The sequence below is a fragment of the Burkholderia sp. BCC0405 genome, from assembly GCF_902833075.1.
Classification (GTDB): domain Bacteria; phylum Pseudomonadota; class Gammaproteobacteria; order Burkholderiales; family Burkholderiaceae; genus Burkholderia.
Genome location: NZ_CADFEO010000014.1, coordinates 1 through 21,955 on the forward strand (window position 1 = coordinate 1; position 21,955 = coordinate 21,955).

The 21,955-nt window shown below is 68.7% G+C and carries 21 protein-coding genes; 7 read left to right on the plus strand and 14 right to left on the minus strand.

What is annotated here, in order from left to right:
- Window positions 1-233: 233 nt before the first annotated feature.
- Window positions 234-1,469 (minus strand): MFS transporter, encoded by a 1,236-nt coding sequence (locus HWX36_RS22690; RefSeq protein ID WP_175954938.1) that lies wholly within the window; start codon window positions 1,467-1,469, stop codon window positions 234-236.
- 154 nt (window positions 1,470-1,623) lie between these two features.
- Here HWX36_RS22690 and HWX36_RS22695 point away from each other — a divergent pair, with 154 nt between their 5' ends.
- On the plus strand, window positions 1,624-2,076 hold the full coding sequence (locus HWX36_RS22695; protein ID WP_175954940.1) for a helix-turn-helix domain-containing protein: 453 nt from the start codon (window positions 1,624-1,626) through the stop codon (window positions 2,074-2,076).
- 13 nt (window positions 2,077-2,089) lie between these two features.
- On the opposite strand, the gene HWX36_RS22700 is transcribed toward HWX36_RS22695, so the two are convergent.
- The 3 genes from HWX36_RS22700 to HWX36_RS22710 form a co-directional block, all read right to left on the minus strand.
- Window positions 2,090-3,538, minus strand: coding sequence for an MFS transporter (locus tag HWX36_RS22700; RefSeq protein ID WP_175954942.1), 1,449 nt, complete (start codon window positions 3,536-3,538; stop codon window positions 2,090-2,092).
- A gap of 202 nt (window positions 3,539-3,740) precedes the next feature.
- Window positions 3,741-4,514 (minus strand): AraC family transcriptional regulator, encoded by a 774-nt coding sequence (locus HWX36_RS22705; protein ID WP_175954944.1) that lies wholly within the window; start codon window positions 4,512-4,514, stop codon window positions 3,741-3,743.
- Window positions 4,515-4,549: 35 nt separating this feature from the next.
- Window positions 4,550-4,891, minus strand: coding sequence for an FKBP-type peptidyl-prolyl cis-trans isomerase (locus HWX36_RS22710; protein ID WP_043177872.1), 342 nt, complete (start codon window positions 4,889-4,891; stop codon window positions 4,550-4,552).
- 581 nt (window positions 4,892-5,472) lie between these two features.
- Between HWX36_RS22710 and HWX36_RS22715 the strand changes: the two genes are divergently transcribed.
- Window positions 5,473-6,390, plus strand: a complete 918-nt coding sequence (locus tag HWX36_RS22715; RefSeq protein ID WP_175954946.1) for a metal-dependent hydrolase — start codon at window positions 5,473-5,475, stop codon at window positions 6,388-6,390.
- 450 nt (window positions 6,391-6,840) lie between these two features.
- Entirely contained in the window at window positions 6,841-8,313 is a 1,473-nt protein-coding gene (locus HWX36_RS22720; RefSeq protein ID WP_175955240.1) for a sigma-54 dependent transcriptional regulator, read from the plus strand.
- Window positions 8,314-8,341: 28 nt separating this feature from the next.
- Here the strand turns inward: HWX36_RS22720 and HWX36_RS22725 are convergent, their stop codons facing one another.
- Window positions 8,342-8,728, minus strand: coding sequence for a GtrA family protein (locus HWX36_RS22725; RefSeq protein ID WP_175954948.1), 387 nt, complete (start codon window positions 8,726-8,728; stop codon window positions 8,342-8,344).
- Window positions 8,729-9,851: 1,123 nt separating this feature from the next.
- Window positions 9,852-10,634 (minus strand): ABC transporter substrate-binding protein, encoded by a 783-nt coding sequence (locus HWX36_RS22730; protein WP_175954950.1) that lies wholly within the window; start codon window positions 10,632-10,634, stop codon window positions 9,852-9,854.
- A gap of 233 nt (window positions 10,635-10,867) precedes the next feature.
- Between HWX36_RS22730 and HWX36_RS22735 the strand changes: the two genes are divergently transcribed.
- Complete coding sequence (locus HWX36_RS22735) at window positions 10,868-11,287, plus strand: MbcA/ParS/Xre antitoxin family protein (RefSeq protein WP_175954952.1); 420 nt, start codon at window positions 10,868-10,870, stop codon at window positions 11,285-11,287.
- A gap of 2 nt (window positions 11,288-11,289) precedes the next feature.
- On the plus strand, window positions 11,290-11,985 hold the full coding sequence (locus tag HWX36_RS22740) for an RES family NAD+ phosphorylase (RefSeq protein WP_175954954.1): 696 nt from the start codon (window positions 11,290-11,292) through the stop codon (window positions 11,983-11,985).
- 102 nt (window positions 11,986-12,087) lie between these two features.
- Here the strand turns inward: HWX36_RS22740 and HWX36_RS22745 are convergent, their stop codons facing one another.
- On the minus strand, window positions 12,088-12,819 hold the full coding sequence (locus HWX36_RS22745) for a metallophosphoesterase (protein WP_175954956.1): 732 nt from the start codon (window positions 12,817-12,819) through the stop codon (window positions 12,088-12,090).
- Between the two features lie 139 nt (window positions 12,820-12,958).
- Between HWX36_RS22745 and HWX36_RS22750 the strand changes: the two genes are divergently transcribed.
- Window positions 12,959-13,612 (plus strand): DUF1345 domain-containing protein, encoded by a 654-nt coding sequence (locus tag HWX36_RS22750; protein WP_175954958.1) that lies wholly within the window; start codon window positions 12,959-12,961, stop codon window positions 13,610-13,612.
- Between the two features lie 12 nt (window positions 13,613-13,624).
- On the opposite strand, the gene HWX36_RS22755 is transcribed toward HWX36_RS22750, so the two are convergent.
- A complete protein-coding gene (locus HWX36_RS22755) occupies window positions 13,625-14,293 on the minus strand; it encodes a glutathione S-transferase (protein WP_175954960.1) in 669 nt (222 codons plus the stop codon).
- Between the two features lie 111 nt (window positions 14,294-14,404).
- Window positions 14,405-15,112 carry a class I SAM-dependent methyltransferase gene (locus HWX36_RS22760; protein ID WP_175954962.1) on the minus strand — a complete coding sequence of 236 codons (708 nt, stop codon included), beginning with the start codon at window positions 15,110-15,112 and terminating at the stop codon, window positions 14,405-14,407.
- Window positions 15,113-15,422: 310 nt separating this feature from the next.
- Between HWX36_RS22760 and HWX36_RS22765 the strand changes: the two genes are divergently transcribed.
- Window positions 15,423-17,075 carry a DUF3459 domain-containing protein gene (locus HWX36_RS22765; protein ID WP_175955242.1) on the plus strand — a complete coding sequence of 551 codons (1,653 nt, stop codon included), beginning with the start codon at window positions 15,423-15,425 and terminating at the stop codon, window positions 17,073-17,075.
- 71 nt (window positions 17,076-17,146) lie between these two features.
- On the opposite strand, the gene HWX36_RS22770 is transcribed toward HWX36_RS22765, so the two are convergent.
- From HWX36_RS22770 to HWX36_RS22790, 5 genes are all read right to left on the minus strand, one after another.
- Window positions 17,147-17,731 (minus strand): thiamine phosphate synthase, encoded by a 585-nt coding sequence (locus tag HWX36_RS22770; protein ID WP_175954964.1) that lies wholly within the window; start codon window positions 17,729-17,731, stop codon window positions 17,147-17,149.
- Between the two features lie 22 nt (window positions 17,732-17,753).
- A complete protein-coding gene (locus tag HWX36_RS22775) occupies window positions 17,754-19,097 on the minus strand; it encodes a hemolysin family protein (protein ID WP_175954966.1) in 1,344 nt (447 codons plus the stop codon).
- A 76-nt stretch (window positions 19,098-19,173) separates the two neighbouring features.
- Window positions 19,174-19,953, minus strand: coding sequence for a HAMP domain-containing sensor histidine kinase (locus tag HWX36_RS22780; protein ID WP_175954968.1), 780 nt, complete (start codon window positions 19,951-19,953; stop codon window positions 19,174-19,176).
- Between the two features lie 67 nt (window positions 19,954-20,020).
- Complete coding sequence (locus HWX36_RS22785) at window positions 20,021-20,944, minus strand: DMT family transporter (protein ID WP_175954970.1); 924 nt, start codon at window positions 20,942-20,944, stop codon at window positions 20,021-20,023.
- 41 nt (window positions 20,945-20,985) lie between these two features.
- Entirely contained in the window at window positions 20,986-21,843 is an 858-nt protein-coding gene (locus HWX36_RS22790; RefSeq protein WP_175954972.1) for a LysR family transcriptional regulator, read from the minus strand.
- Window positions 21,844-21,955 lie beyond the last annotated feature (112 nt).

The following is a 21,955-nucleotide window of genomic DNA, read 5'->3' on the forward strand; positions in this document are numbered from 1 at the left end:
AACCGAGAGCGCAAACCGAGAGCGCAAACCGAGAGCGCAAACCGAGAGCGCAAACCGAGAGCGCAAACCGAGAGCGCAAACCGAGAGCGCAAACCGAGAGCGCAAACCGAGAGCGCAAACCGAGAGCGCAAACCGAGAGCGCGAACCGGCGCGCATGCGCGGCCGGTTCGCGCGCCGGCCGCCCATGGAGGGCGGCCCGGCTTTCTCCATTCGATACGCGGCGCCGGCCCGCATCACGCGCGCCTGAGCGTCGCGGCCCAGACCCCGAGCGCCGCGACGCTCACGACCGCGCCGAGCACGCAGACGCCCGCCCATCCGGCGCGCGCATACATCATCGTCGACGCAATCGCGCCGAGCCCGCTGCCGACCGAATAGAACAGCATGTAGCAGCCGACGAGGCGCGCATGCGCATCGGGCCGTGCGCCGAGAATCATGCTCTGGTTGACGACGTGGATGGCCTGCCCGCCGACATCGAGCAGCACGATGCCGACGATCAGCCATGCAATCGACTTATCGCCGAACGCGAGCGGCAGCCACGAGCATGCGAGCAGCGCGAGCGCCGCGCCGGTCGTCGCTTCGCCGCGCCCGCGATCCGCGAGCCGGCCCGCGCGGGCGGCGGCTGCCGCACCCAGCGCGCCGACGAGGCCGAACGCGCCGATCTGCGTATGCGACATTGCATGCGGCGGCGCGCTCAGCGGCAGCACCAGCGCGCTCCAGAAGATGCTGAACGCCGCGAACATCAGCAGTGCGATCGCGCCACGCACGCGCAGCACGCGTTCGGCGTGCAGCAACGACGCCATCGATCGCAGCAGCGCCGCGTAGCCGATGCGCTCGCGTGGTCCGTTCTCGTCCGGCAACAGCCGCGACAGCACGACGAGCATCGCGATCGCCAGCGCACCCGACACCAGATAGACGGCTCGCCAGCCCGCGATGTCGGTGACGGCGCCCGCCAGCGAGCGGGCGGCCAGCAACCCGACCACGACGCCGCCTTGTGCGACACCCACCACGCGCCCGCGTTCGCCTGCGCCCGCGAGCGCGGCGGAGCACGCGATCAACCCCTGCGTCATCGCGGTGCCGAGCAGCCCGACCGCGACCATGCCCGCCAGCAGCGCGACGCGCGTCGACGATGCGGCCACGCCGATGCACGCCGCCGAAAGCAGCAGAAGCTGCACGGCGATCAGGCGTTTGCGGTTCAGCAGGTCGCCGAGCGGCACGACGAACAGCAGCGCGAGCGCACAGCCGAGTTGCGTCGCGGTGATGACGCCGCCGACGGCCGCCTGGGACACGCCGAAATCCCGCGCGATCGAATCGAGCAGCGGCTGCGCGTAGTACACGTTCGCGACACTGGCCGCGCAGCAGACGGCCAGCACCGCGACGCGCGCCGCGGACAGGCGGCCGCCACCGGCCGGATGTGCAGCATGTGTCGGCACGTCCGTTGCAACGGTGCCGGAATGACAGGAAGACGCCATGGGTTTCCTCGTGCAAAGTAGTTGCAAATTAAAACCAGTGTGGAGTGTAGGAAAAGTAGTTTTAAAATGCAACCTGTTGTGCGGCGGGCGAGACGTCCGTGCACGGATGGCCGGTGTTGCCGCGAAGGCGGCCGGCAAGATTGCGGAGAGGAACATGGCCAGGCAGAAAAGTCTTGCGGATTCGCCGTGCCCGGTGGCGCGGGCTACCGATATCGTCGGCGATCGCTGGGCGTTGCTGATCGTGCGCGATGCATTCGACGGCGTGCGTCGGTTCGGCGATTTCCGCGCGAGCCTCGGCGTCGCGAGCAACATCCTGTCCGACCGGCTGAAGATGCTGGTGGACGCGGGCGTGTTCGACGTCGTGCCGGCGTCGGACGGCAGCGCGTATCAGGAGTACGCGCTCACCAAAAAGGGCGAGGGGCTGTTTCCGGTGATCGTGATGCTGCGGCAGTGGGGCGAGGCGAACCTGTTTGCGCGCGGCGAGCTGCATTCGGTGCTGGTCGACCGCAGTACCGGGCGCGCGATCCGCAAGCTCGCGCTGCGGCACGACGACGGCCGGCCGTTGAAGGCGGGCGAGACGATTGTGAAGAATGTCGGCGGCGCGTGACCGCGCCCGAGATTCAATCGGCCGCCGCGACGGCCTGATGCGCGGAAGATGCGCCGCGATGCGCATCGGGCCGCACCAGCGTCGCGAGCAGCGCGGCGGCTACCAGCAGCGTGACCGACACGGCCGTTTCGATCCGCAACCCGTCCACGACCTGCCTCGCGCCGCCACCGCCGGCAAGCGCGCCGAACGCTGCCACGCCCATCGCGCCGCCGGCCTGCCGCGCGGTATTCAGCACGGCCGACGCGATGCCGGCCCGCTCGGGCGCGACGGACGCGAGCACGGCGGTCGTCATGGCCGGCACCGCGAAACCCATGCCCGTCGGAATCAGCAGAAACGGCACGAGCAGGAGGGCCAGCGGCGTCGACGCGTCGATGAAATGCAGCGACCCGTAGCCGAGCGCGGCGACGAGCGCCCCCGCCAGCATCGGCGCCCGCGGGCCGTGACGCGCCACGACGCGGCCGCTTGCGAGGTTCGACAGCAGGAAGCCGCCTGTCAGCGGCAGGAACGCAAGGCCCGCCTGCAACGCCGATTCGCCGCGTGCGCGCTGCAGATACAGCGCGAGCACGAACACGGTGCCGTAGTACGTGAGATTCAGGCAGATCCCGAACAGCACGGCCGCGCTGAAGGTGCGATGGCGGAACAGCGACAGCGGCAGCATCGGCGTGGTCGTGCGCGTTTCCGCCGCAACGAACGCGAGCGCGGCGAGTGCGGCCAGCGCGAAGCCGCCGGCGACGACCGGATGCGTGAAGCCGAGCGGCCGCCATTCGATCACGGCGCCGGTCAGCGCGGTCAGCATCGCGATCGCGATGAGCTGGCCGCGCAGGTCGAGTGCGCCAACGGATCGGGAAGGCGCGGCCGGCGCCGCCATTGCACGGCGCGCGGGTATCCATGCAAAGGCGGCCACCAGCCCGGCCGCACACAGCGGCAGGTTCACGAGGAAGATGCCGCGCCAGCCCCATGCCGCGATCAGCAGGCCGCCGACGACCGGTCCGGCCGCGATCGAGATCGAGCCGGCCGCCGTCCACCAGCCGACTGCACGCGCGCGCAGGTGCGGGTCGTGCCGACAAGCGTCGTTGAGCAGCGCGAGCGAGTTGGGCAGCATCGCCGCGGCGCCGACGCCCTGCAGCGCGCGCGCCGCGATCAGCGTCGAGGGCGCGCTCGCGGCGCCGCACGCGAGCGACGCCAGCGCGAACAGCACGAGGCCGGCGAGGTACAGGCGACGCGCACCGAAGCGGTCGCCGAGCGCGCCGCCCGACAGCATCAGGACGGCAAACGCGAGCGTGTACGCATCGACGACCCACTGCAGGCCGGCGACCGGCAAGTGCAGGTCGCCGGCGAGATGCGCGAGCGCGATGTTGACGATCGTCACGTCGAGCTGCGTCACGACGAAACCGGTGCTGACGGTCGCGACGACGCGGGCGAGCGCGGACGGGAAGGCGGGGGTGGGGGCGGTCGTATCCATGCGTCAATCGTAGGATGCGACCGGCAGGCGATGTTTCAGCGGGACGTGAAGCGTCGAAACGCCCGATGTGAAATCGCGGGGGGCGGCGAGCGGGGTCGAAGCAGAAGCGCCAAAGATCACGGCCGGTCTGGCGCGAACGCGCTTTACCGAACCGCGCTGCTACGTGCGTTGATGCGTGCCCGGCGCGGAACCGCAGCGGCGTTCAATGCCGCTCGCCGCGCCAGCGTCCCGGCGCCATGCCGAAGCGTTTCGTGAACGCATGCGTGAATGTGCTTTGATCCGCGAAGCCGACCATCCCGGCGATATCGACGAGCGGATACCGGCCGTCCGCGAGCAGGATCACGGCCGCGTCGAGCCTGAGCCGCTGCAGGTAGCGATGCGGCGTTTCGCCGAACGCATCGACGAACAGTTGATGAAAGCGGCGCATCCCGTAGCCGCAGTGCGCGGCAAGATCGGCGATGCGCAGCGGTTCCGCGAGCCGTGCGCGCAGCCAGCGGTCGATGCGCGCGAAATCGAGGCCCGACGCGGGCGCGGCGATGCCGCGTTCGTCGAGCAGCGCGCCGCACAGCCGCGCGGCGGCCTGCCACTGGAAACGGTGCGCGGCCGCGTGCTGCGCGTCACCGGCGCTCGCGTCGAGTTGCGCGGCGGCTGCCGCGATCTGCGCGACCAGCGACGTCAGCGCCGGATCGATCGTCATGGCCCGCGGGCTGTCGAACAGCCGCTGCGGCACCGCAAGCGATGTGGCGGGAAGATTGAGCACGAGCTGGCGGTTCTCGCCCAGGCCCGCGTAATCGTGGCGCGCGCCGGCCGGAACCAGCCACGCGCCGTGCCGGTCGAGACGCTGGCTGACGCCGTCCACCGCCATCACCATCGCGCCATCGATGCCGAGCACGATCTGGTGAAAGTCGTGCACGTCCGACGCTTCGAGCGTGTCGTAGCGTTGCAGCGCGACGGTGGGGGACGGAAGGTGTGCCATGAGGCAGGGCGTCGGCCGGCGGCTCGAATGCCGTATCAGAGGGCGAGCAGCTCGACTTCGAACACGAGCGTGGCGTTCGGCGGAATCACGCCGCCGGCGCCGCGCGGGCCGTAGCCGAGTTGCGGCGGGATCGTCAGGCGCCGCACGCCGCCGACCTTCATGCCCTGCACGCCTTCGTCCCAGCCCTTGATGACCATGCCGCCGCCGAGCACGAACGCGAACGGGTCGTTGCGATCCTTGCTCGAATCGAATTTCTGACCGTCGGTCAGCCAGCCCGTGTAGTGGACGCTGACGGTCTGGCCGGCTTGCGCTACGTCGCCGGTGCCTTCGGTCAGGTCTTCGTATTTGAGGCCCGATTCGGTCGTGATGACAGACATGACTTCTCCTGAAAAAGGATGGGTAAAAGCGCTATTGTAGGCGAGCGCGCAGCGGGCCGGCGCTCGTGACTTTGGGCCGGCCGCACGCGTGTCGCGGGCGGCGCCGGGTCACCGCGGCCGCGATCGCCCGACACGCAAATGGAACGCGCGTTTGAATTTTTCGCGCGCCCGGCGATCGCGGTTGCACCGCGCGAGTGCGACGCGTGTATGAATCGGTGCTGCCGGTGTGCTCGGTAACGCGCCGCGCGGTGCCGCCGATTTCCGCGAAACGCCCGCCACACAAGGCTTTCAGGCCATCGACGCGACACGGCGCGGGGCAGCGCACATTCCTCGCGAGCCATCGCGCGCGTTCGGATCCCGCCCGGTCCGGACGCCGTTCGAGCGCCGCTTTTTTCGCCTTTTCGACCGTGCCCTGTTTGGAAGCGCGCATCTACCGCGCGGCTTGCGTGCGTCGCCGCGGGCGGCCTATCTTTACAGCTGTCAATGTCAAGATTTTGGCGGTGCGCGACGTGCCGCCCGGGCCCGCGCCGGCTGCGTCGAGTGACGCGCCGGGCCGCTCCGGAACCAGGAGAACGATGAACATGAAGTCAGCCGCTTCCGCCACCGCGGCCGGGATCATGCCGGTGCGCCGCGACCTGCGCTTCGACCTGCCGGTCGAACGCGCGAAGGACTGGCATGGCCTCGGGTCGCACGTGACCCATTTCTTCAACGCGCTGTCGCTGCTGTTCCCGGCCGGCGAGCGTTTCTTCATGGATTCGGTGCGCAACTACCGCGACCGGATCGACGATCCCGTGCTGAAGCAGCAGGTGCTCGGCTTCATCGGCCAGGAGGCCATGCACACGCGCGAGCACATCGAGTACAACGAGCTGATGCAGGCGAACCACCTGCCCGCGCGCAAGCTCGACAAGCGCGTGTGGACGGTGCTCGGCTACATGAAGCGCAAGCTTCCGCATTCGGTGCAACTCGCACACACGGTCGCGGCGGAGCACTACACGGCGATGCTCGCCGACTGGCTGCTGCGCGACCCGACGCGCCTCGACGGCTCGGTCGAGGGCTACCGCCAGATGTGGATCTGGCACGCGCTCGAGGAAACCGAGCACAAGGCCGTATCGTTCGACGTGTGGAATGCCGCGATGGAACCGGGGCTGCGCCGTTACCTGATCCGCATCGGCGTGTATCTGCTGACGACGCTGACGTTCTGGCCGACCGTGTTCCTGATGCACGCGACGCTGCTGTGGCGCGATCGTGGCGCCGGCCATCACGTGCGCGGGATGCTGCGGATGATCGCGTTCCTGTACGGGCCGCGCCGCGGGTTGTTCCCGTGCATCGCCGGCGAATGGCTGAGCTTCTTCCGGCCGGGCTTCCATCCGTGGGATCACGACAATCACCATCATCTGGCGCGAGTCGACGCGCTCGCCGCCACCTACGGCGAACACGGCGGCACGCCGGCCGGCCGTGGCCGCGCGAACGCGACGGCGCCGCTCGCATCGGGCCGCTGAGGCCGCCGCTGCGCCGGCATGCGCGGCGTCGGGCCGCGCATGTTGCGTTCGTGCATCAACCGGCTTCCTCTGACAATTGACCCAAATCAACTCGAACCGGTCGCGCGGCTGCCCTGCAGGCCCGCCGACCCGTTGCGCACGCACGCGCGGGCAAGCGGATCCTGGGTGCGCCGCATCGCCCGAGCGCGCCAAGCGCCAGCACCGGCGCGGCTTTGCGCGCCGCGCAGCCGCCCGATCAGGGTTCCCGCCACGTACGCCACCGGGATAACACCCATCTAGCGGCGCGCCTGCCGCATCGATATACCGTTCATGACAATGTCCACCTCACGCGCGATTCATGCACGGGGGGATTTTATTCGGACGGAAATGCGGCCAATATGTCGGTTCTATCGAGGTCCGTCGCACGCGACGGCGAGCCGGCGCGGTACCAACGCCAAGCGGGGAACAACGATGGTTGCTAGGTCACCTGACGCAAACGGGCAAGCGGTGTCCGAGATGACGCATGTGTCCGTCACCGCGCCTGAAGACGGACGCAAGCTGTTCGTGATCATGCGTTCACCCGATGAGCCGTTGCTTGCGCAACTGCGCGGGCTCGGCTGGGAAATCTCCGTTGCGAAGACGGCCGGCGCAGCGCAGAACATGACGTCCGGCGTGAGCGTCGCCGCCGGTCTGGTCGATTTCACCGGGTTCACGTCGCGCGACTATCCCGCGCTCAAGGCGTGCCTGAGCCAGCCGTCGATCGGCTGGATTTCCATCGCGCAGGCCGGCATCACGATCAGTGCCGCGGTGCGCGAACTGATCCGCAGCTATTGTTTCGATTACGTGACCCTTCCGTTGCCGTACGAATGGATTTCGCACGTGCTCGGCCATGCGCGCGGGATGGCCGCGCTCGATCGCGTCGACGGCGCGGCCTATGCGGCGTCGATCGGCGAACACGGGATGATCGGCAACTGCGAGGCGATGCAGCAGTTGTTCAGCACGATCCGCAAGGTCGCGAAGACCGACGCGAGCGTGTTCATCTCGGGCGAGTCGGGCACCGGCAAGGAGCTGACGGCGCTCGCGATTCACGAGCGCTCCGGCCGCGGCAAGGGGCCGTTCGTCGCGATCAATTGCGGCGCGATTCCGCATCACCTGCTGCAGTCGGAACTGTTCGGCTACGAGCGCGGCGCGTTCACCGGCGCGAACCAGCGGCGCGCGGGCCGGATCGAATCGGCGAACGGGGGCACGCTGTTTCTCGACGAAATCGGCGACATGCCGGTCGAAAGCCAGGCGAGCCTGCTGCGTTTCCTGCAGGAAGGAAAGATCGAGCGGCTCGGCGGGCAGGAGTCGATTCCGGTCGACGTACGGATCATCTCGGCCACCCACGTCGATCTCGACGGCGCGGTCGAGGCCGGGCGCTTCCGCGCGGACCTTTATCACCGCCTGTGCGTGCTGCGCATCCACGAGCCGCCGCTGCGCGCGCGCGGCAAGGACATCGACATCCTCGCGCACTACGTGCTGCAGAAATTCAAGTCCGACAGCGGCCGCAAGATCAGCGGCTTCACGTCGGCCGCGCTGGACGCGATGCGCCGCTACGAATGGCCGGGCAATGTGCGCGAGCTGATCAACCGGGTGCGGCGAGCGATCGTGATGGCCGAGAGCCGGCTGCTGACGCCGCACGATCTCGGGCTCGACACGCCGGGAGAAACCGAACCGGTGACGCTCGAACAGGCGCGGGCGCTCGCCGAGCGCACCGCGATCGAGAATGCGCTGCTGCGCAACGATCACCGCATCAACAAGGCCGCGGCCGAACTCGGCATTTCACGCGTGACGCTCTACCGGATGATGATCGAGCACGGGTTGAACGATCACGACAACAACGGCGACAACGGTGGTCACGACGGCACGCCGTCCGGCGACGCGGGGCATCAGCGGGTCGGCTGAGCGATGCGCGCGTGACGCGTGAACCGGTTCAGCGATAGGTCCAGAGCCGGTGCAGCACGAACGTGACGGGCGGCACGCACAACACGACCGCGACGACGCTCCACGCGCGGGCGAGGCCGAGCGTCCCGGTGCCGTGCGCCAGCAGCATCGTCACGACGAGGCCGGCCATCGCGACGGCGAGAAAGCGCATGAAGTTGCCCCGCATCACGGGCGACGCAAAACTCCACAGCGTGTTGGCGAGATACGAGAACGCGGTCGAGCACGCGAACGCGACCCCGTTCGCGCTCACCGGCGTCGCGTCGAACAGCGCGAACATCGCGGCCGCGATCAGCGCATGCGGTGCGGTCGAACCGGCGCCCGACACCCCGAAGCGAATCAGCCTGGCGCGTTCGGCGGTATAGAGGGTGCGGATCATGGGTTGCGGTCGTTCGGGTGGCGAGATGGCGTGTGGAGCGATGGCACGGCGCATGGGCCGGCAACAGGCGCCGGCGCAAACGTGACGCGCGCCGGTTTCGCAGTATAGCCACGCGATCGGCCGTCCCGGCGCCGGCCGATGGATGGCGCGGACAACCGGTGGCGCGCGCTGCCGAAGGCATGTAAAGCGCATGAAACATTTCGCCCCGGCAGCTCGGCCAATTTGCGCGGCAAATCGGGGTGAACGGCCGGCTCGCCACCGGTAAAAATGCCGCACTGCATTGTTCAGCCTTATCCGGCAAGGCCGGGCCGCCGCGCGGCCGATGCGCGCCGCAAGCCGCGTGTTTCAGTTTCGCAACTTCCCGCCTTCCGCACCCGTTCCGGCCGCCGCGCAGCCCGGTCAACCCCTTGTCCGGACGGGCTCGCGCGAAGCTGGCCCGCTCCTTGCGACAGTGGGCGTGCGAAAGCCGACGATGCACGGTCCGTCCGGTTCGGCAGCGAACCCTGTCAGTACCGGCCGGGACACAGTCCGCGGGGATGCGGCGGCGGAGCGCGGCACGACAGCCGCGTTCCGGCGAGCACGGAGCGTCGTCGACGATCGTCGGGGCGCCGGCCTTGTCCGGTTGCCGGAACAACCATCAGACTGATACGGGGAAGAAAAATGATCGATCGCCACACGCCGCGGCCGGCAGGCCGCGATCGCAGTGAGTCGGAGCATCGCCGGTCGAACGTGGGTCTCGCAGCCGGCCGGCATGCATCGACAGGCCATCTCTCCGCGCCCGGTGCGAGGCGGATCCGGCTGATTGCCGGTCATCCGCGCCGGGTCGGCACTTTCCTGCACGCGAACCCGATACGCAAGGGCATGTGCGCACGGGCGCCGGTACCTCGACGCCCGGTCTTCGCATACTGACTGAAACCGCACGATATCCGTTCGCGCCGGGCATCGCCGTCGCGAACGATCAATCTGCAATCCGAATGAAATGCGAAGCGCCGCGCCGCGCGTATGACGGATGATGCACTCGATGTGATGGCACGCGGCATCATGCCGTTGCCGCCAGGTCGTGAGGGGAGGGGCGGTCGGACGCGCGCGACGGGAGTGACGCCCGTACGCGCGCGACGCCGTTTCAGCCGCCGTAGATGTCGAAGTCGAAGTACTTCGATGCGAGCCGCTTGTAGGTGCCGTCCTTGACCATGTCGAGGATGGCGCCATCGATCTTCGCCTTCAGGTCGGCGTCCTCCTTGCGCAGCCCGATGCCGGCGCCGATGCCGAGCACCTTCTCGTCGACGAGCTCGGGGCCGACGAACGTGTAGTTCGCGCCGCGCGACGATTTCAGGAACCCGATCGCCGCCTGCACTTCATCCTGCAGCGCCGCGTCGAGGCGGCCCGAGGTCAGGTCCGCGTACACGCCGTCCTGGTTCTGGTACGAGACGACGTTCGCACCTTGCTTGCCCCAGTATGCCTTCGCGTACGTTTCCTGCGTCGTGCCCTGCTCGACGCCGATCGACTTGCCCTTCAGCGATTCGGCTGTCGGCCGCAGCGGCGAGCCCTTCTTCACGACGAGCCGCGTCGGCTGGTTGTAGATCTTCGTCGTGAAGCCGATCTGCTGCGCGCGCTGCGGCGTGATCGACATCGACGACAGCACCGCGTCGAACTTTTTCGCCTTCAGCGCGGGAATCATCCCGTCAAAATCGTTCTCGAGCCACACGCACTTCGCCTTCAGGCGCGCGCAGATCTCGTTGCCGAGGTCGATGTCGAAGCCGACCAGCTTGCCGTCGGGTGCCTTCGACTCGAACGGCGCGTAGCTGGCGTCGGTGCCGAAGCGGATCGTGGTCCAGTCCTTCGCGACGGCGGGGCCTGCGGATACCGCGAGCAGGGCGATCGAAACAGCGGCAATCAGTCTCTTCATGGTGCGTTCCTTGGCGGGTGCTTCCGGTTTCTGTGCGACACGGTTTCACGGACGCGAACCGCGTCTGCGCGCGGGGTTCGCACGGCCATTAACGCAGAAAATAAAATAAGAGTCCAGAATGGACAAAAAATATCGTTTCTTCGGGCGTGCGGGCCGGTCATCGGGTCTCGACCCTTGCAAAAATGCGAAAATGGACTAATCTTGTTAGTAAATTCGTTTCGAGACTAACGATCATGTCACAGCCCGCTTATGAATCGCACTCCGCCCCACCGCGGGCCTCGATCGCGCAGATGTCGGCGGCCGGCCTGCGCGCGTTTTTCAACATCGCACGCGACTGGGGACTGACGATCGACGAGCAGATCGTGCTGCTCGGGTCGCCAGGCCGTTCGACGTTCTTCAAGTGGAAGTCCACGCCGGAATCGGCGCGGCTGCCGCGCGATACGCTCGAGCGCCTGTCGCTGCTGCTTGGCATCTACAAGGCGCTGCAGATCCTGCTGCCGCAGCCGGCCGCGGCCGATGCGTGGGTCAAGCGGCCGAACGACGCGGCGCCGTTCGGCGGCAAGCGCGCACTCGACCGGATGCTCGCCGGCAACGTCGGCGATCTGGTCGCCGTCCGGCAATATCTCGACGCGATGCGAGGCGGCTGGGCGTGACCATGCCGATCCAAGCACAACAATGGCCCACGACGGCGGTCGACTGGGCGCCAGCCTATCGCGTGATTCCCACCCGTTTTCCGGCGATCAACCTGTTCGACCGCGTGGCCTCGGCGGACGATTTCGACGCGCTTTACGCGCTCGAATCGCTGACCAACGACCGCATCCGCAATGAAGTCGGCGCGCTCGATCTCGTGCCGCCGGCCGAGCGCCGCTACGGGCCCGGCTGGGGGCCGATCATGGCCGCGTTCACGCACCTCAATCCGCAGGGCAGCCGCTTTTCCGACGGCAGCTATGGCGTGTTCTACTGCGCGCGTTCTCGCGAGACGGCGATCGCCGAAACGCGGTATCACAGCGCGCTGTTCCTGGAAGCGACGAAGGAGCCGCCGATGCGTCAGCAGATGCGGCTCTACACGGTGATCGCGCAAGGCGACGTGGCCGACCTACGCACGTGGCCGGAACGCGATCCGGCGTTGCTGCATCCGCTCGATTACAGCGCCGGGCAGGCGCTCGGTCGCGCGGTGCGCAATGCCGGCGGCGCGGGGATCGTCTATCCGTCGGTGCGCGACCCGCGCGGCGAGTGCCTGGCGGCGTTCCGCACCGCGCTGCTGCGCGACTGCCATCACGCGGCCTACCTTGAATACAACTGGAACGGCTCGGTCGTCGATGCGGTGTTCGAACTGAACCAGGTCGGCTAGGGCACCGTTGCTGGCGTCAAGGCGTCAAGGCGTCAAGGCGTCAAGGCGTCAAGGCGTCAAGGCATCAAGGCGTCAAGGCATCAAGGCGTCAAGGCATCAGCATCAAGGCAGCGGCCAGTCGCCCGCGTGGCGTTCGCGCGCTTCGGCCTGGGTCATCGACCAGGTGCGCCCGGTGCGCGGCTCGGCGAGCGTGAGCCGCCCGGCCGGCGCGAACGCGCCCGTGTCGATGAACCACTGCGCGCCGATCCGCTGCGGCGCGCGCACGGGCGTGTGCCCCGTGCAGGTCAGCGACAGCCCGGCCTGCCGCGCCGGATCGGCGAGCCCCTGGACGAGATCGCGGCCCCAGATCAGCCGCTCGCGCACGTCGTGCGCATAGCTGCCCGTGTCGAGATCGGCGTCCGAGCCGAAGAATTCCGCATGCAGTACGTTGAAGCGCCCGGGGCCGTCGCCGATCACGCGCACCAGCGGCAGCGCGTCGACGCGCGCCGCGTGCGCGTGCAGCCGTTCCGGCGGCAGGTCGGCGCCCCAGTCGCCGCCGATCCCGCGCCACGCGTCGGGCGACAGCTTGCCGCGCGCCACGAGGCTCAGCACTTCCTCGTGATTGCCGCGCACGACGTGGCACCACGGGCGGTCGAGCAGGTCGAGCGCGGTTTCGGAGGCAGGGCCGCGGTCGACCAGGTCGCCGACCGAGAACAGGCGGTCGCGGGCCGGATCGAAGCGGATGTCGTGCAGCAGCGCGCGCAGCACATCCACGCAGCCGTGCAGGTCGCCGACGACGAAGTCGCGGCCGGCCGTGTTCGCCGGATGGTGGCGGAGGGGGGCGGTGGCAGTCATCCCATCATCTTAGGCGCTCGCGCCCATCGCCACGTCACGCTGGAATGGCGATAATCGGGGCGCGTTACCCGCCGGTGCGGCGCAGCGGGCCGCACCGAGCGCCGCCCGAATCCTTTCCATCCGCTTTCGGAATTTCACGATGACGTTTTATCCGCAGGTTTTACGCAACCGGCCGCGCATGGTCGCGGCGTTCGTCGCAGGCTTGCTTTGCGCGGTGCTGCTGCCGATTCCGCTGCGTCCGACCGTGCGCGCGCTGATCGGCTGGGATTGCGCGATCTGGTTGTATCTCGCGCTGATGTGGGTGCGCATGGTCACCGCGCACCATCACAAGGTGCGCGAAATCGCGATCCGCGAGGATGAAAACGCGACGACGGTGCTGACCGTCGTGTGCCTCGCGACGGTCGCGAGCGTGGCCGCGATCGCGATCGAGCTGGCGACGGCCAAGGGCGTCGGGTTTCGCGCGGGGCTCGGCCATTACGCGGTAACGGGCGCGACGCTGTTCGGCGCATGGTTCCTGATCCCGACGATCTTCACGCTGCACTATGCGCGGCTCTACTACGGCTCGCCGAGCAGCGACCGCGCGCTCTGCTTCCCGGACCAGCACCCGGAACCCGATTATTGGGACTTCCTGTATTTCGCGTTCACAATCGCGGTCGCGTCGCAGACGGCCGATGTATCGATGACGAACCGCTCCGCGCGGCGCTCGGTGCTCGCGCAGTCGATCCTGTCGTTCTACTTCAACATGGCCGTGCTCGGGCTGTCGATCAACGTCGCGGCGGGCCTGCTGAGCTGACGCCGGCGAGGGCTACTTGAGCAGGTCGTACGGGCCGCCGCGCTCGAGCGCCCGCTGGTACGCGGGCCGCGCGTGGATCGCGTCGAGGAAGCGCGCGATCGCGGGATACCGGCTGCCGCCCCCGCGCGCGGTCGCGGCTTCGAGCGGAAAGCTCATCTGGATGTCGGCTGCGCTGAAACCGTCGCCGACGAACCAGCCGGTGCGGCTCAACGTGTCGTCGATATAGCCGAGATGCAGCGCGATCTGCGGATCGACGAAGCTCGATTGCAGCGTGTCGGCGATCTTGCGCGCGATCGGCCGTGCGAAGAACGGCATCGGCGCGTGCGCGATCCGCAGCGCGACGAGCTTGAGCAGCAGCGGCGGCATCGCCGACCCTTCCGCGTAGTGCAGCCAGTACGCGTAGTCGTGCCGCTCGGGCGCGCCGGGCGGCGGCGCCAGGCGACCGTTGCCGTAGCGTTCGACCAGGTATTCGATGATCGCGCCCGATTCGGCGTACGTGCGGCCGTCGTCGGTGACGACCGGTGACTTGCCGAGCGGATGGATCGCGCGCAACTCGGGCGGCGCGAGCATCGTCTTCGGATCACGCGCGTAGCGCACGATCTCGTACGGCACATCCAGTTCTTCGAGCAGCCAGAGCACACGCTGCGAGCGCGAGTTGTTCAGGTGATGGACGGTGAGCATGTCGACGCCGGAAGTGGGGGCGGGAACGACATCATACCCAGTGCGCGTGACGCGTACGCAAAGCGCATCGTGCGCGATGACGAGCCGCGTCCAGCCGCCCGCCCCGCCCCATCATGCGCGCCGCACCGCGATCCACGCACCCCAGAACAGGCTCGCGAAAAAGCGCAGCGGCGCATCGAAGCCCGCATCGCGCAGCATGCCGAACACGGCTTCCTCGGACGCGGGCGGATCGGCGCCCTGCAGGATTTTCGCGAGTTGCGCGCGCACCGCGTCGGGCGTTGCGCCTTTCATGCGCCAGCGCTGCTGCCACGCGTCGAGCAGGCGAGGGTGGTCCGCGTAGCGGCGATGGTTGCCGGCGAGCACGAGCGGCGCACCGGGTTTCAGGCGCCGCGCGATCGCATCCAGCAGCACCGCCTTCGCTTCGTCGCCGGGGACGTGATGCAGCACGCCGATCAGCGTCGCGCCGTCGAACGCGGGCGTATCGGGCAACGCATCGACGCCGTCTTCGACGAACGCCGTGCGCGCGCCGAAGCCCGCGGTCTCGACGTTCGAGCGCGCGAGCGCGAGCATCGGCACGGACGGGTCGACGGCCGTGAACTGCCAGCCCGGCTCGAGCGCGGCCGCCACGCAGATTTCTTGCCCCGTGCCGCCCGCGCCCGCGACGAGGATCCGAGCCTCGGGCGCTGCGATTGCCGATGCGAGCATGCACGCGGTGAGTTCGTGGCAGGCATCGTAGCCGGCAAGCGCGATGCGGGATTGCTCGGCGTATTCGTGTGCGCGTGCCGGATCGAATTTGGCGGCGCTGGCGGGAAGCGACATGGCGGGTTTCCTCGGGTCGGGCGCGGACGACGCGTCCGCGAGCATGGCGCAGAGCGTAAGCGTGCGCGGCCGGTGCAACAAGGCGAGCAGTCATTCCGGTATGCCGGCTACCTGACTCGCCGGGACCGGCCGGATTGCGGGTTTTCCCGGGGTCGATTCGTATTTAAAAATGTCCGGGAGCGAGGCATCGCGGTGGCGAAACCGGCGCATACTCGTTTCTCTCCCCCCGCCTGGCCGTCGCATGCCGGGCCCCGATGTGCCGCGCCCCGCTGGCGCGGCCATGCCGCTCGGTACGCATGAGGAGCGCATGATGTCCGATTGTCCGCACGATCCGTATGCGCAGCACCACATTCACTGCTTGCCGTTCGGCGCACAGCCCTGTGGCGCGCTCTGCGCGGCGCCGCGCACGCATTTTCGCTTGTGGGCGCCGGGCAGCACGCAGGTCCAGCTCGAACTCGATACCGGCTTCGGCCCGGTGCTTGTCCCGATGACGGCGGCCGGCACGAACTGGTTCGAAGTCTTTGCCGATTGTGGCGCGGGTGCGCTCTACCGCTATCGCCTCGACGATGCGGTATCGATTCCCGATCCCGCGTCGCGCTCGCAACCCGAAGGGCTCAACGGGCCGAGCGAGGTCGTCGATCCGCGCGCGTTCACGTGGCGCAATACGTTCTGGCGCGGGCGCGCATGGGAAGACATCGCGCTCTATGCGATTCGTCCGCACGCGGTGGGCGGTTTCGACGGCGTGCGCCGGCGCCTGCCGCAACTCGCGCGCCTCGGCGTGACCGCGCTGGAACTGCTTGCGTCGCCGCACGACAGCCTGCCGTTCGCGCCGCTCGCGGCCGAAGGCGGCCCCAGCGGGCTGAAGGCGTTGATCGACGACGCGCACGGCTACGGTCTCGCGGTGCTGCTGGAGCTCGACTACGCGCGCTTCGGCAGCGGCACCGAGGCGCTGCGTCACTACGCGGCACCGTTCTTCCATACGCGCGACGATCCGCTGCAGGCGCCGCCGCTCGCGCTCGATCATCCGGAAGTCTGCGATTTCTTCTGCGACAACGCGCTGTACTGGATCGACGAGTACCGTTGCGACGGGCTGCGCCTGCGTGAAGCCGACCGGATCGGCGTGTCGTGGCTGTGCGAGATCGCGGACCGCGTGCGCGCGGCCGTGCCGGCCGACCGGCTGATCCATCTCGTGCTCGGCAGCGAGCGGCATCCGGCGCATCTTGCCGATACCCATTTCGATGCGCAGTGGAACGGGTGCGGCGAACGCGCGTTGCACCGGTTGACGGGGCGCGACGCGTCGCCCCACGAAGGTATTTCCACGCACCAGTCGATTCACACGCTCGCCCGCGCGCTGACCGCGGCCGGGGCCGCATTCCAGCCGGCCGGGTCGGGAGAAGGCATGACTGCCGACAGCGGGCTGTCGTTGACGTCGCTGGTGCTGTCCGATGGCGCGTGGCGCGACAGCGGGCAGGGCGACCACGGGCAGGAGGCCGGTCTGGCCGCACTTGCGCTGTCGCTGCTCACGCCGCAGATCCCGTTGATCTTCGACGAAACCGCGCGCGATGCCGACCGCGCGCATTTCGTGCAGTCGGCGCTTGCGGTGCGCGCGAAGCTGATCTCGCCGCGGCTGTCCGATTGCCGGCCGCAGGATGCGCATGCGCTGAAGTCGGACGGCGACGGCGAAGCCGACGCGCTGCTTGCATCGTGGCGGCTCGCCGATGACGAGACGCTGACGATCGCGTTGAACCTGTCGCCCGACGCGGTGCCGTTCGACGCACCGAGCGGGCGAGTCGTGTTCGAGACGCCGGCGCGTGCGCGCGACCGGGTCGATGAAGGGGTGTTGCCGCCGTACTCGCTCGTCGCGTGGCTGACGGGCGACGTCAACCGGTATGCGCTCACGCACGATGCGCGTCGCATCGATGACGGCACGTGGCGCGGAATGCGTCCGAGCCTGAACGCATGACGACCTGAGCGGGCAAGTGTCTGAAAGACCGGGCGCATCCGCGCCCGGTTGCGCCGCAGGCAATCCCCGAACTACCAGAACCCGCGAATGCCCGCGATGCCGTATGCGCCGTGGCGGCGTGCCTCGTCGAGGTGCGTGCGCGTCATGCCGCCGAGCGCGAACACGGGCATCGCGGCCTCGGCGGCCAGCGCGCCGAAATGTGTCCAGCCGAGCGTCGGCGCACCGGGATGGCTGAGCGTCGGCAACACGGGCGACAGCGTGACGAAATCCGCGCCGGCGCGCGCGGCCAGCAGCAGGTCATCGCGCGTGTGACAGGCCGCGGACACCCTGCGTCCGGCCGGTAATGGCCGCTGCGTGGCAGCGCGCAAGGCGGAACCGTCGAGATGCCAGCCGGCGCCGTCGAGCCGCATCACGCCGGCCGCATCGATCGGGCCGTTCAGCATCAGGTTCGCGCCGGCCGCGTCGCAGCGCGCGAGCGCTTCGGCGGCGAGCCGCGCAAACGCGGCGGCATCGAGCGATTTCACCCTTAACTGCACGAGTGTCTCGCCGCGCGTGAGCACGTCAGACAACCGGTCGAGGAACGCCGCGCGATCGGCCGCCGACGCGGACGCCGGTTCCGGCGTGATCACGCAGCAGCGCGGCAGCGTGGCGTTCATCGCGTGCGGCGAAGTGCGGCCGTCATTCGTCGGCCTCTTTCGCGATCTTCGGGTAGACGCGCACGAGCACGATGCGTGGCCCGTTCATCTTCTTCACGACGACGTCGAAGCGGTCGAACGACACGCGCTGCCCTTCGGTCGGCAGGTCGCCGAGCGCCTGGATCACGAGGCCGCCGACCGATTCCGCGCGGCCTTCGTCGATGTCGATGCCGAGCGCCTGTTCGAGCGATACGACGGGCAGGCTGCCCTTGCCCATCAGCGTGCCGTCGTCGAGGCGGCTCCAGTCGGCGTCGCCCTGGCGGAACTCGTCGTGGATCTGTCCGACCAGTGCGCCGAGCAGGTTGTCGAGCGTCAGGAAGCCGATCGGCTTCTCGCCCTTGTTGCCGACCAGCGCGAAGTGCGGCGCGCCCTTGCGGAAGCGGCGGAACAGGTCGAGCGCCGGCGTGTCGGGCTTCACATACTGCACGGGACGGACGTAGTCCGACAGGTCTTCCAGCGCCGCGCCCGCGTGACGCGCGAGCAGCAGGTCCTTCAGGTGGATCAGCCCGCTCACCTGCTCGCGCGACGCATCCTCGAACAGCGGATAGCGGCTGAAGCGGTGGCGCGCGACGATCTCCATGTTGTCGGGCAGCGGCAGGTCGCGGCGCAGGCCGATCATTTCATGGGCGGGCCGCATCAGGTCCGACACCGTCATCGACGAAAAATCGAGCGAATGCGCGAGCGTGTTCCACTCGTCGTTGCTGTACGTGCCGCGCGCCGGCTGGGCCGGATTGCCGGCCGTGCTGCGGCGGCTGCGCAGGATCAGCTTCAGCTCGTCGGTCGAGTAGTGCGCGTCGCCGCCATGGTCGGCCGACAGCCCCGCGAGCCGCAGCACCGCGTTGGCGCTGTTGTTGAGCACCCAGATCGCCGGATACATCGCCCAGTAGAACGCATAGAGCGGCAGCGCGACCCACAGGCCGACCTTCTCCGACTGGCGGATCGCCATCGATTTCGGCGCCAGTTCGCCGACGACGATATGCAGGAACGAGATCAGCGAGAACGCGAACACCAGCGAGATCAGGTGCACGACGCGTTCGGACTGCACGCCGATCAGGTCGAGCAGCGGGCCGAGCAGTTGCGCGAACGCCGGTTCGCCGACCCAGCCGAGGCCGAGCGACGCAAGCGTGATGCCGAGCTGGCACGCGGAAAGATACGCGTCGAGCCGGCCATGCACGATCCCGAGGATGCGGCCGCGCAGGCCGTGCTTGCGGGCCAGTGTCTTGACGCGCGTGGCGCGCAGTTTGACGAGGCCGAATTCGGCCGCGACGAAGAACCCGTTCAGGGCCACCAGGAACAACGCGCCGATGAGCGCGAAGATCTGTAACAAAGAAGCACTCCGGTTATGACAGGCCCGTCAGTATAGAGCCAGAAAGGAATCTGTAATGTGTCGGGCGGCCGATTGCTTACACCGGCGCCTCACCGGGGACGGAAAACGTGAGGGTGGTCGTGGCGCCGTCGGCAAACGCGTCGTGCGAGAACGTGCCGCCGTGTGCGAGCGCGACGCGCTGGCAAAGCGCGAGCGTCCAGGCGATCCGCTTGGCGTCGCGCTGGCGCAGCATCTCGCGTCGTGCGAACGATTCGAACGCATGCGGCTGAGCGGGATCGGCGAGCGCGCCGGCGTTGACGGTGCAGGTGGCGCACGCGGTGAACTGCACGCCGTCGCGGGTGCACGTGAACGTCACGCGGCTGCCGGCGGCGCTGGCTTCGACCGCGGCCGTCAGCATTGTCCAGAGCGCCTGCGCGATGCGTTCGCGGTCGGCGATCAATGACGGTTCGCCGTCCGGCAGCGTCGCATCGAGCGCGACCTGTCGCGCGTCGGCGAGCGCGAAACGGACGAGCGCGATCGTGTCGTCGAGCAGCGCGCGCAGCGCGAACGGCTGCGGCTTGAGCGCGAGCGTGCGCGTGTCGGCACGCGGCGCGTCGAGCACGTCGTCGATCAGCGCGACCTGCTGGTCGATGCCCGTGCAGATGCCCGCAAGCGCACGCTGCAGGTTCGGATCGGCGTTGGCGAGCTGGCGCTCGAGCACGTACGCCCAGCTATGCATGGCGTTCAGCGGGCTGCGCAGGTCATGCGATGCGGTGGAGAGCGCCTGGTCGCGCAGGAACAGCGCCGCCTGGGTGGCGTAATGCGCTGCGCGTTCGCGCAGCAGGTCGGCGGCGGGATCGACGGAAGTGGACGTCACGGAGCTGGCCTGTCGGAAGCGGTTGGCGTGGAAGTCACGCGAATTGTCATTATAGGGACGGTGCGTGTCACGCCGGCAGTGCGTCCTCGTCCTTTTTCCGGGCGTCGCCGTTCGGCAGCAGCTGGCACGCGAGCAGGCCGGCCAGCATCAGCGCGCAGCCGATGAGCGCGCGCAGCGTCAGCGTTTCGCCGAGCGCAGCCCAGCCGGCGACCGCCGCGAATACGCCTTCCATGCTGAAGATCACGGCCGCGTGCGCAGGCGCCGCGTCGCGTTGCGCGACGACCTGCAGCGTATAGCCGACGCCGACCGACAGCAGGCCGCCGTACAGCAGCGTCGGCAGCGCGCTGCGCAGCATCGCGCCGCTGACCGGCTCGATGACGAGGCCGACCGCGAGGCACGCCGCGCCGCACACGACGAACTGCATGAACGCGAGTACGAGCGGATCGTGACGCTTCGCGAAACGGCCGACGGCCATCACGTGTGCGGCGATGATCACGGCGCCCGCGAGTTGGAACCAGTCGCCGTACAGCACCGAGAACTGTTCGTTGATGCTGAGGAAATACAGGCCGATCGCCGCGAGCAGCGCGCCGAACCACGTGCCCGGGCCGATCCGGTGACGTGCGAACACCCCCATCAGCGGCACGATCACGACGTACAGCGAGCTGATGAAGCCTGCGTTGGCGATGCGCGTGTACTGCAGGCCGATCTGCTGCAGCGAAATCGATACGGCCAGCAGCCCGCCGAGCGCGAGGCCCGGCAGCAGCCGCTTCGGTTCACGGCGGATCGCCGCGAGTTGCGTGCGCGACGCCGTGTTCAGCATCAGCAGCGGCACCAGCACCAGCGCGCCGAGCAGGAAACGCAGCCCCGTGAACAGGAACGGCCCGATTACGTCGAGGCTCAGTTGTTGGGCGACGAAAGCCGAACCCCAGATCGCGGCGGCGGCGAGCATCAGCAGGTTGGCACGGAGGTGCTTGCGGGCTTCGGGCGTCATCGGGATTCTTCTGGAGATTGCGGGCGGCGAAACCGGCTAGTTTACGCCGAGATTGCAAGGCTGTCGGCAAACCTGCGCAACGCGGCGGCGGCCCGTGCGTCGCGCACGCGCGAATACAGCACGACCTGCGACAGCGGCAGCGGCGGCAGCCCGAATTTCGCGCCGACGTCGACCAGCGTGCGCGGCGCGACCCGCCGCGCGAGCGGGCAGACGGCCAGCCCCGCTGCTGCTGCTGCCGTGACCGCCGCCACGCCGCCGCCCGTAAAGCGTTCCCGCCATGGCCGCCCCGCACGGTCGAGCGCGCGCAGCGCGGCGGCCCGCACGCCGCATGGGCCGGCCAGCACCGCGAGCGGCAGCGGTTCGCCCGCACGCGGTGCCCAGTCCGGCGCGGCGAGCCAGGCCAGCGGTTCGGAGAACAGCAGCGTGCCGTCTTCGCGCGGCGGGTCTTCGCCCGGCTCGTGCCGCACGATCACCGCATCGAACCGGCGTTCGTCGTATTGCGCGAGCAGGTTCGTCGACGTTCCGAGATGCATTTCGAGCGACAACCCCGGATCCTGCCGATGCAGGCTTGTGAGCACCGCCGGCAGGTCGGGCACCGCGACGTGCTCGCTGACGCCGAGCGACAGCCGGTGCGTGCCGGCCGAGATCGCGCCCAGCGCGTGATCATGCGCGTCGAGCAGCGCGCGGGCGGCCGGCAGGAAATTCTCGCCGTCGGCGGCCAGCTTGACGACGCGCGGCGTGCGCGCGAGCAGCGGCTTGCCGAGGTGGGCTTCCAGCCGCTTCAGCTTCAGGCTGACGGCCGATTGCGTGGTGCCGAGCGCATCGGCGGCGCGCGTGAAGCTGGCGAGATCGGCGACCAGCACGAACGCGCGCACGGCATCGAGGTCGAGGACTTTCATTTTCAATGTAAATGGATGAAATATTCATCGATGACTGTTCATTATAGTTCGGCGGGCCTAACCTGACGCTGTGTTTCCGTTCTTCAACGTCAACCTCACCGACAGGAGCAGG

Excerpts from the sequence above, each read along its gene's own strand:
- HWX36_RS22710 (WP_043177872.1), bottom strand. The coding sequence starts at position 4,891 with ATGTCTGTCATCACGACCGAATCGGGCCTCAAATACGAAGACCTGACC.
- HWX36_RS22725 (WP_175954948.1), bottom strand. The coding sequence starts at position 8,728 with ATGATCCGCACCCTCTATACCGCCGAACGCGCCAGGCTGATTCGCTTC.
- HWX36_RS22690 (WP_175954938.1), bottom strand. The coding sequence starts at position 1,469 with ATGGCGTCTTCCTGTCATTCCGGCACCGTTGCAACGGACGTGCCGACA.
- HWX36_RS22790 (WP_175954972.1), bottom strand. The coding sequence starts at position 21,843 with ATGAAAGTCCTCGACCTCGATGCCGTGCGCGCGTTCGTGCTGGTCGCC.
- HWX36_RS22760 (WP_175954962.1), bottom strand. The coding sequence starts at position 15,112 with ATGTCGCTTCCCGCCAGCGCCGCCAAATTCGATCCGGCACGCGCACAC.
- HWX36_RS22785 (WP_175954970.1), bottom strand. The coding sequence starts at position 20,944 with ATGACGCCCGAAGCCCGCAAGCACCTCCGTGCCAACCTGCTGATGCTC.
- HWX36_RS22750 (WP_175954958.1), top strand. The coding sequence starts at position 12,959 with ATGACGTTTTATCCGCAGGTTTTACGCAACCGGCCGCGCATGGTCGCG.
- HWX36_RS22735 (WP_175954952.1), top strand. The coding sequence starts at position 10,868 with ATGTCACAGCCCGCTTATGAATCGCACTCCGCCCCACCGCGGGCCTCG.
- HWX36_RS22700 (WP_175954942.1), bottom strand. The coding sequence starts at position 3,538 with ATGGATACGACCGCCCCCACCCCCGCCTTCCCGTCCGCGCTCGCCCGC.
- HWX36_RS22770 (WP_175954964.1), bottom strand. The coding sequence starts at position 17,731 with ATGAACGCCACGCTGCCGCGCTGCTGCGTGATCACGCCGGAACCGGCG.
- HWX36_RS22720 (WP_175955240.1), top strand. The coding sequence starts at position 6,841 with ATGGTTGCTAGGTCACCTGACGCAAACGGGCAAGCGGTGTCCGAGATG.
- HWX36_RS22695 (WP_175954940.1), top strand. The coding sequence starts at position 1,624 with ATGGCCAGGCAGAAAAGTCTTGCGGATTCGCCGTGCCCGGTGGCGCGG.
- HWX36_RS22745 (WP_175954956.1), bottom strand. The coding sequence starts at position 12,819 with ATGACTGCCACCGCCCCCCTCCGCCACCATCCGGCGAACACGGCCGGC.
- HWX36_RS22715 (WP_175954946.1), top strand. The coding sequence starts at position 5,473 with ATGAAGTCAGCCGCTTCCGCCACCGCGGCCGGGATCATGCCGGTGCGC.
- HWX36_RS22730 (WP_175954950.1), bottom strand. The coding sequence starts at position 10,634 with ATGAAGAGACTGATTGCCGCTGTTTCGATCGCCCTGCTCGCGGTATCC.
- HWX36_RS22705 (WP_175954944.1), bottom strand. The coding sequence starts at position 4,514 with ATGGCACACCTTCCGTCCCCCACCGTCGCGCTGCAACGCTACGACACG.
- HWX36_RS22740 (WP_175954954.1), top strand. The coding sequence starts at position 11,290 with ATGCCGATCCAAGCACAACAATGGCCCACGACGGCGGTCGACTGGGCG.
- HWX36_RS22765 (WP_175955242.1), top strand. The coding sequence starts at position 15,423 with ATGTCCGATTGTCCGCACGATCCGTATGCGCAGCACCACATTCACTGC.
- HWX36_RS22755 (WP_175954960.1), bottom strand. The coding sequence starts at position 14,293 with ATGCTCACCGTCCATCACCTGAACAACTCGCGCTCGCAGCGTGTGCTC.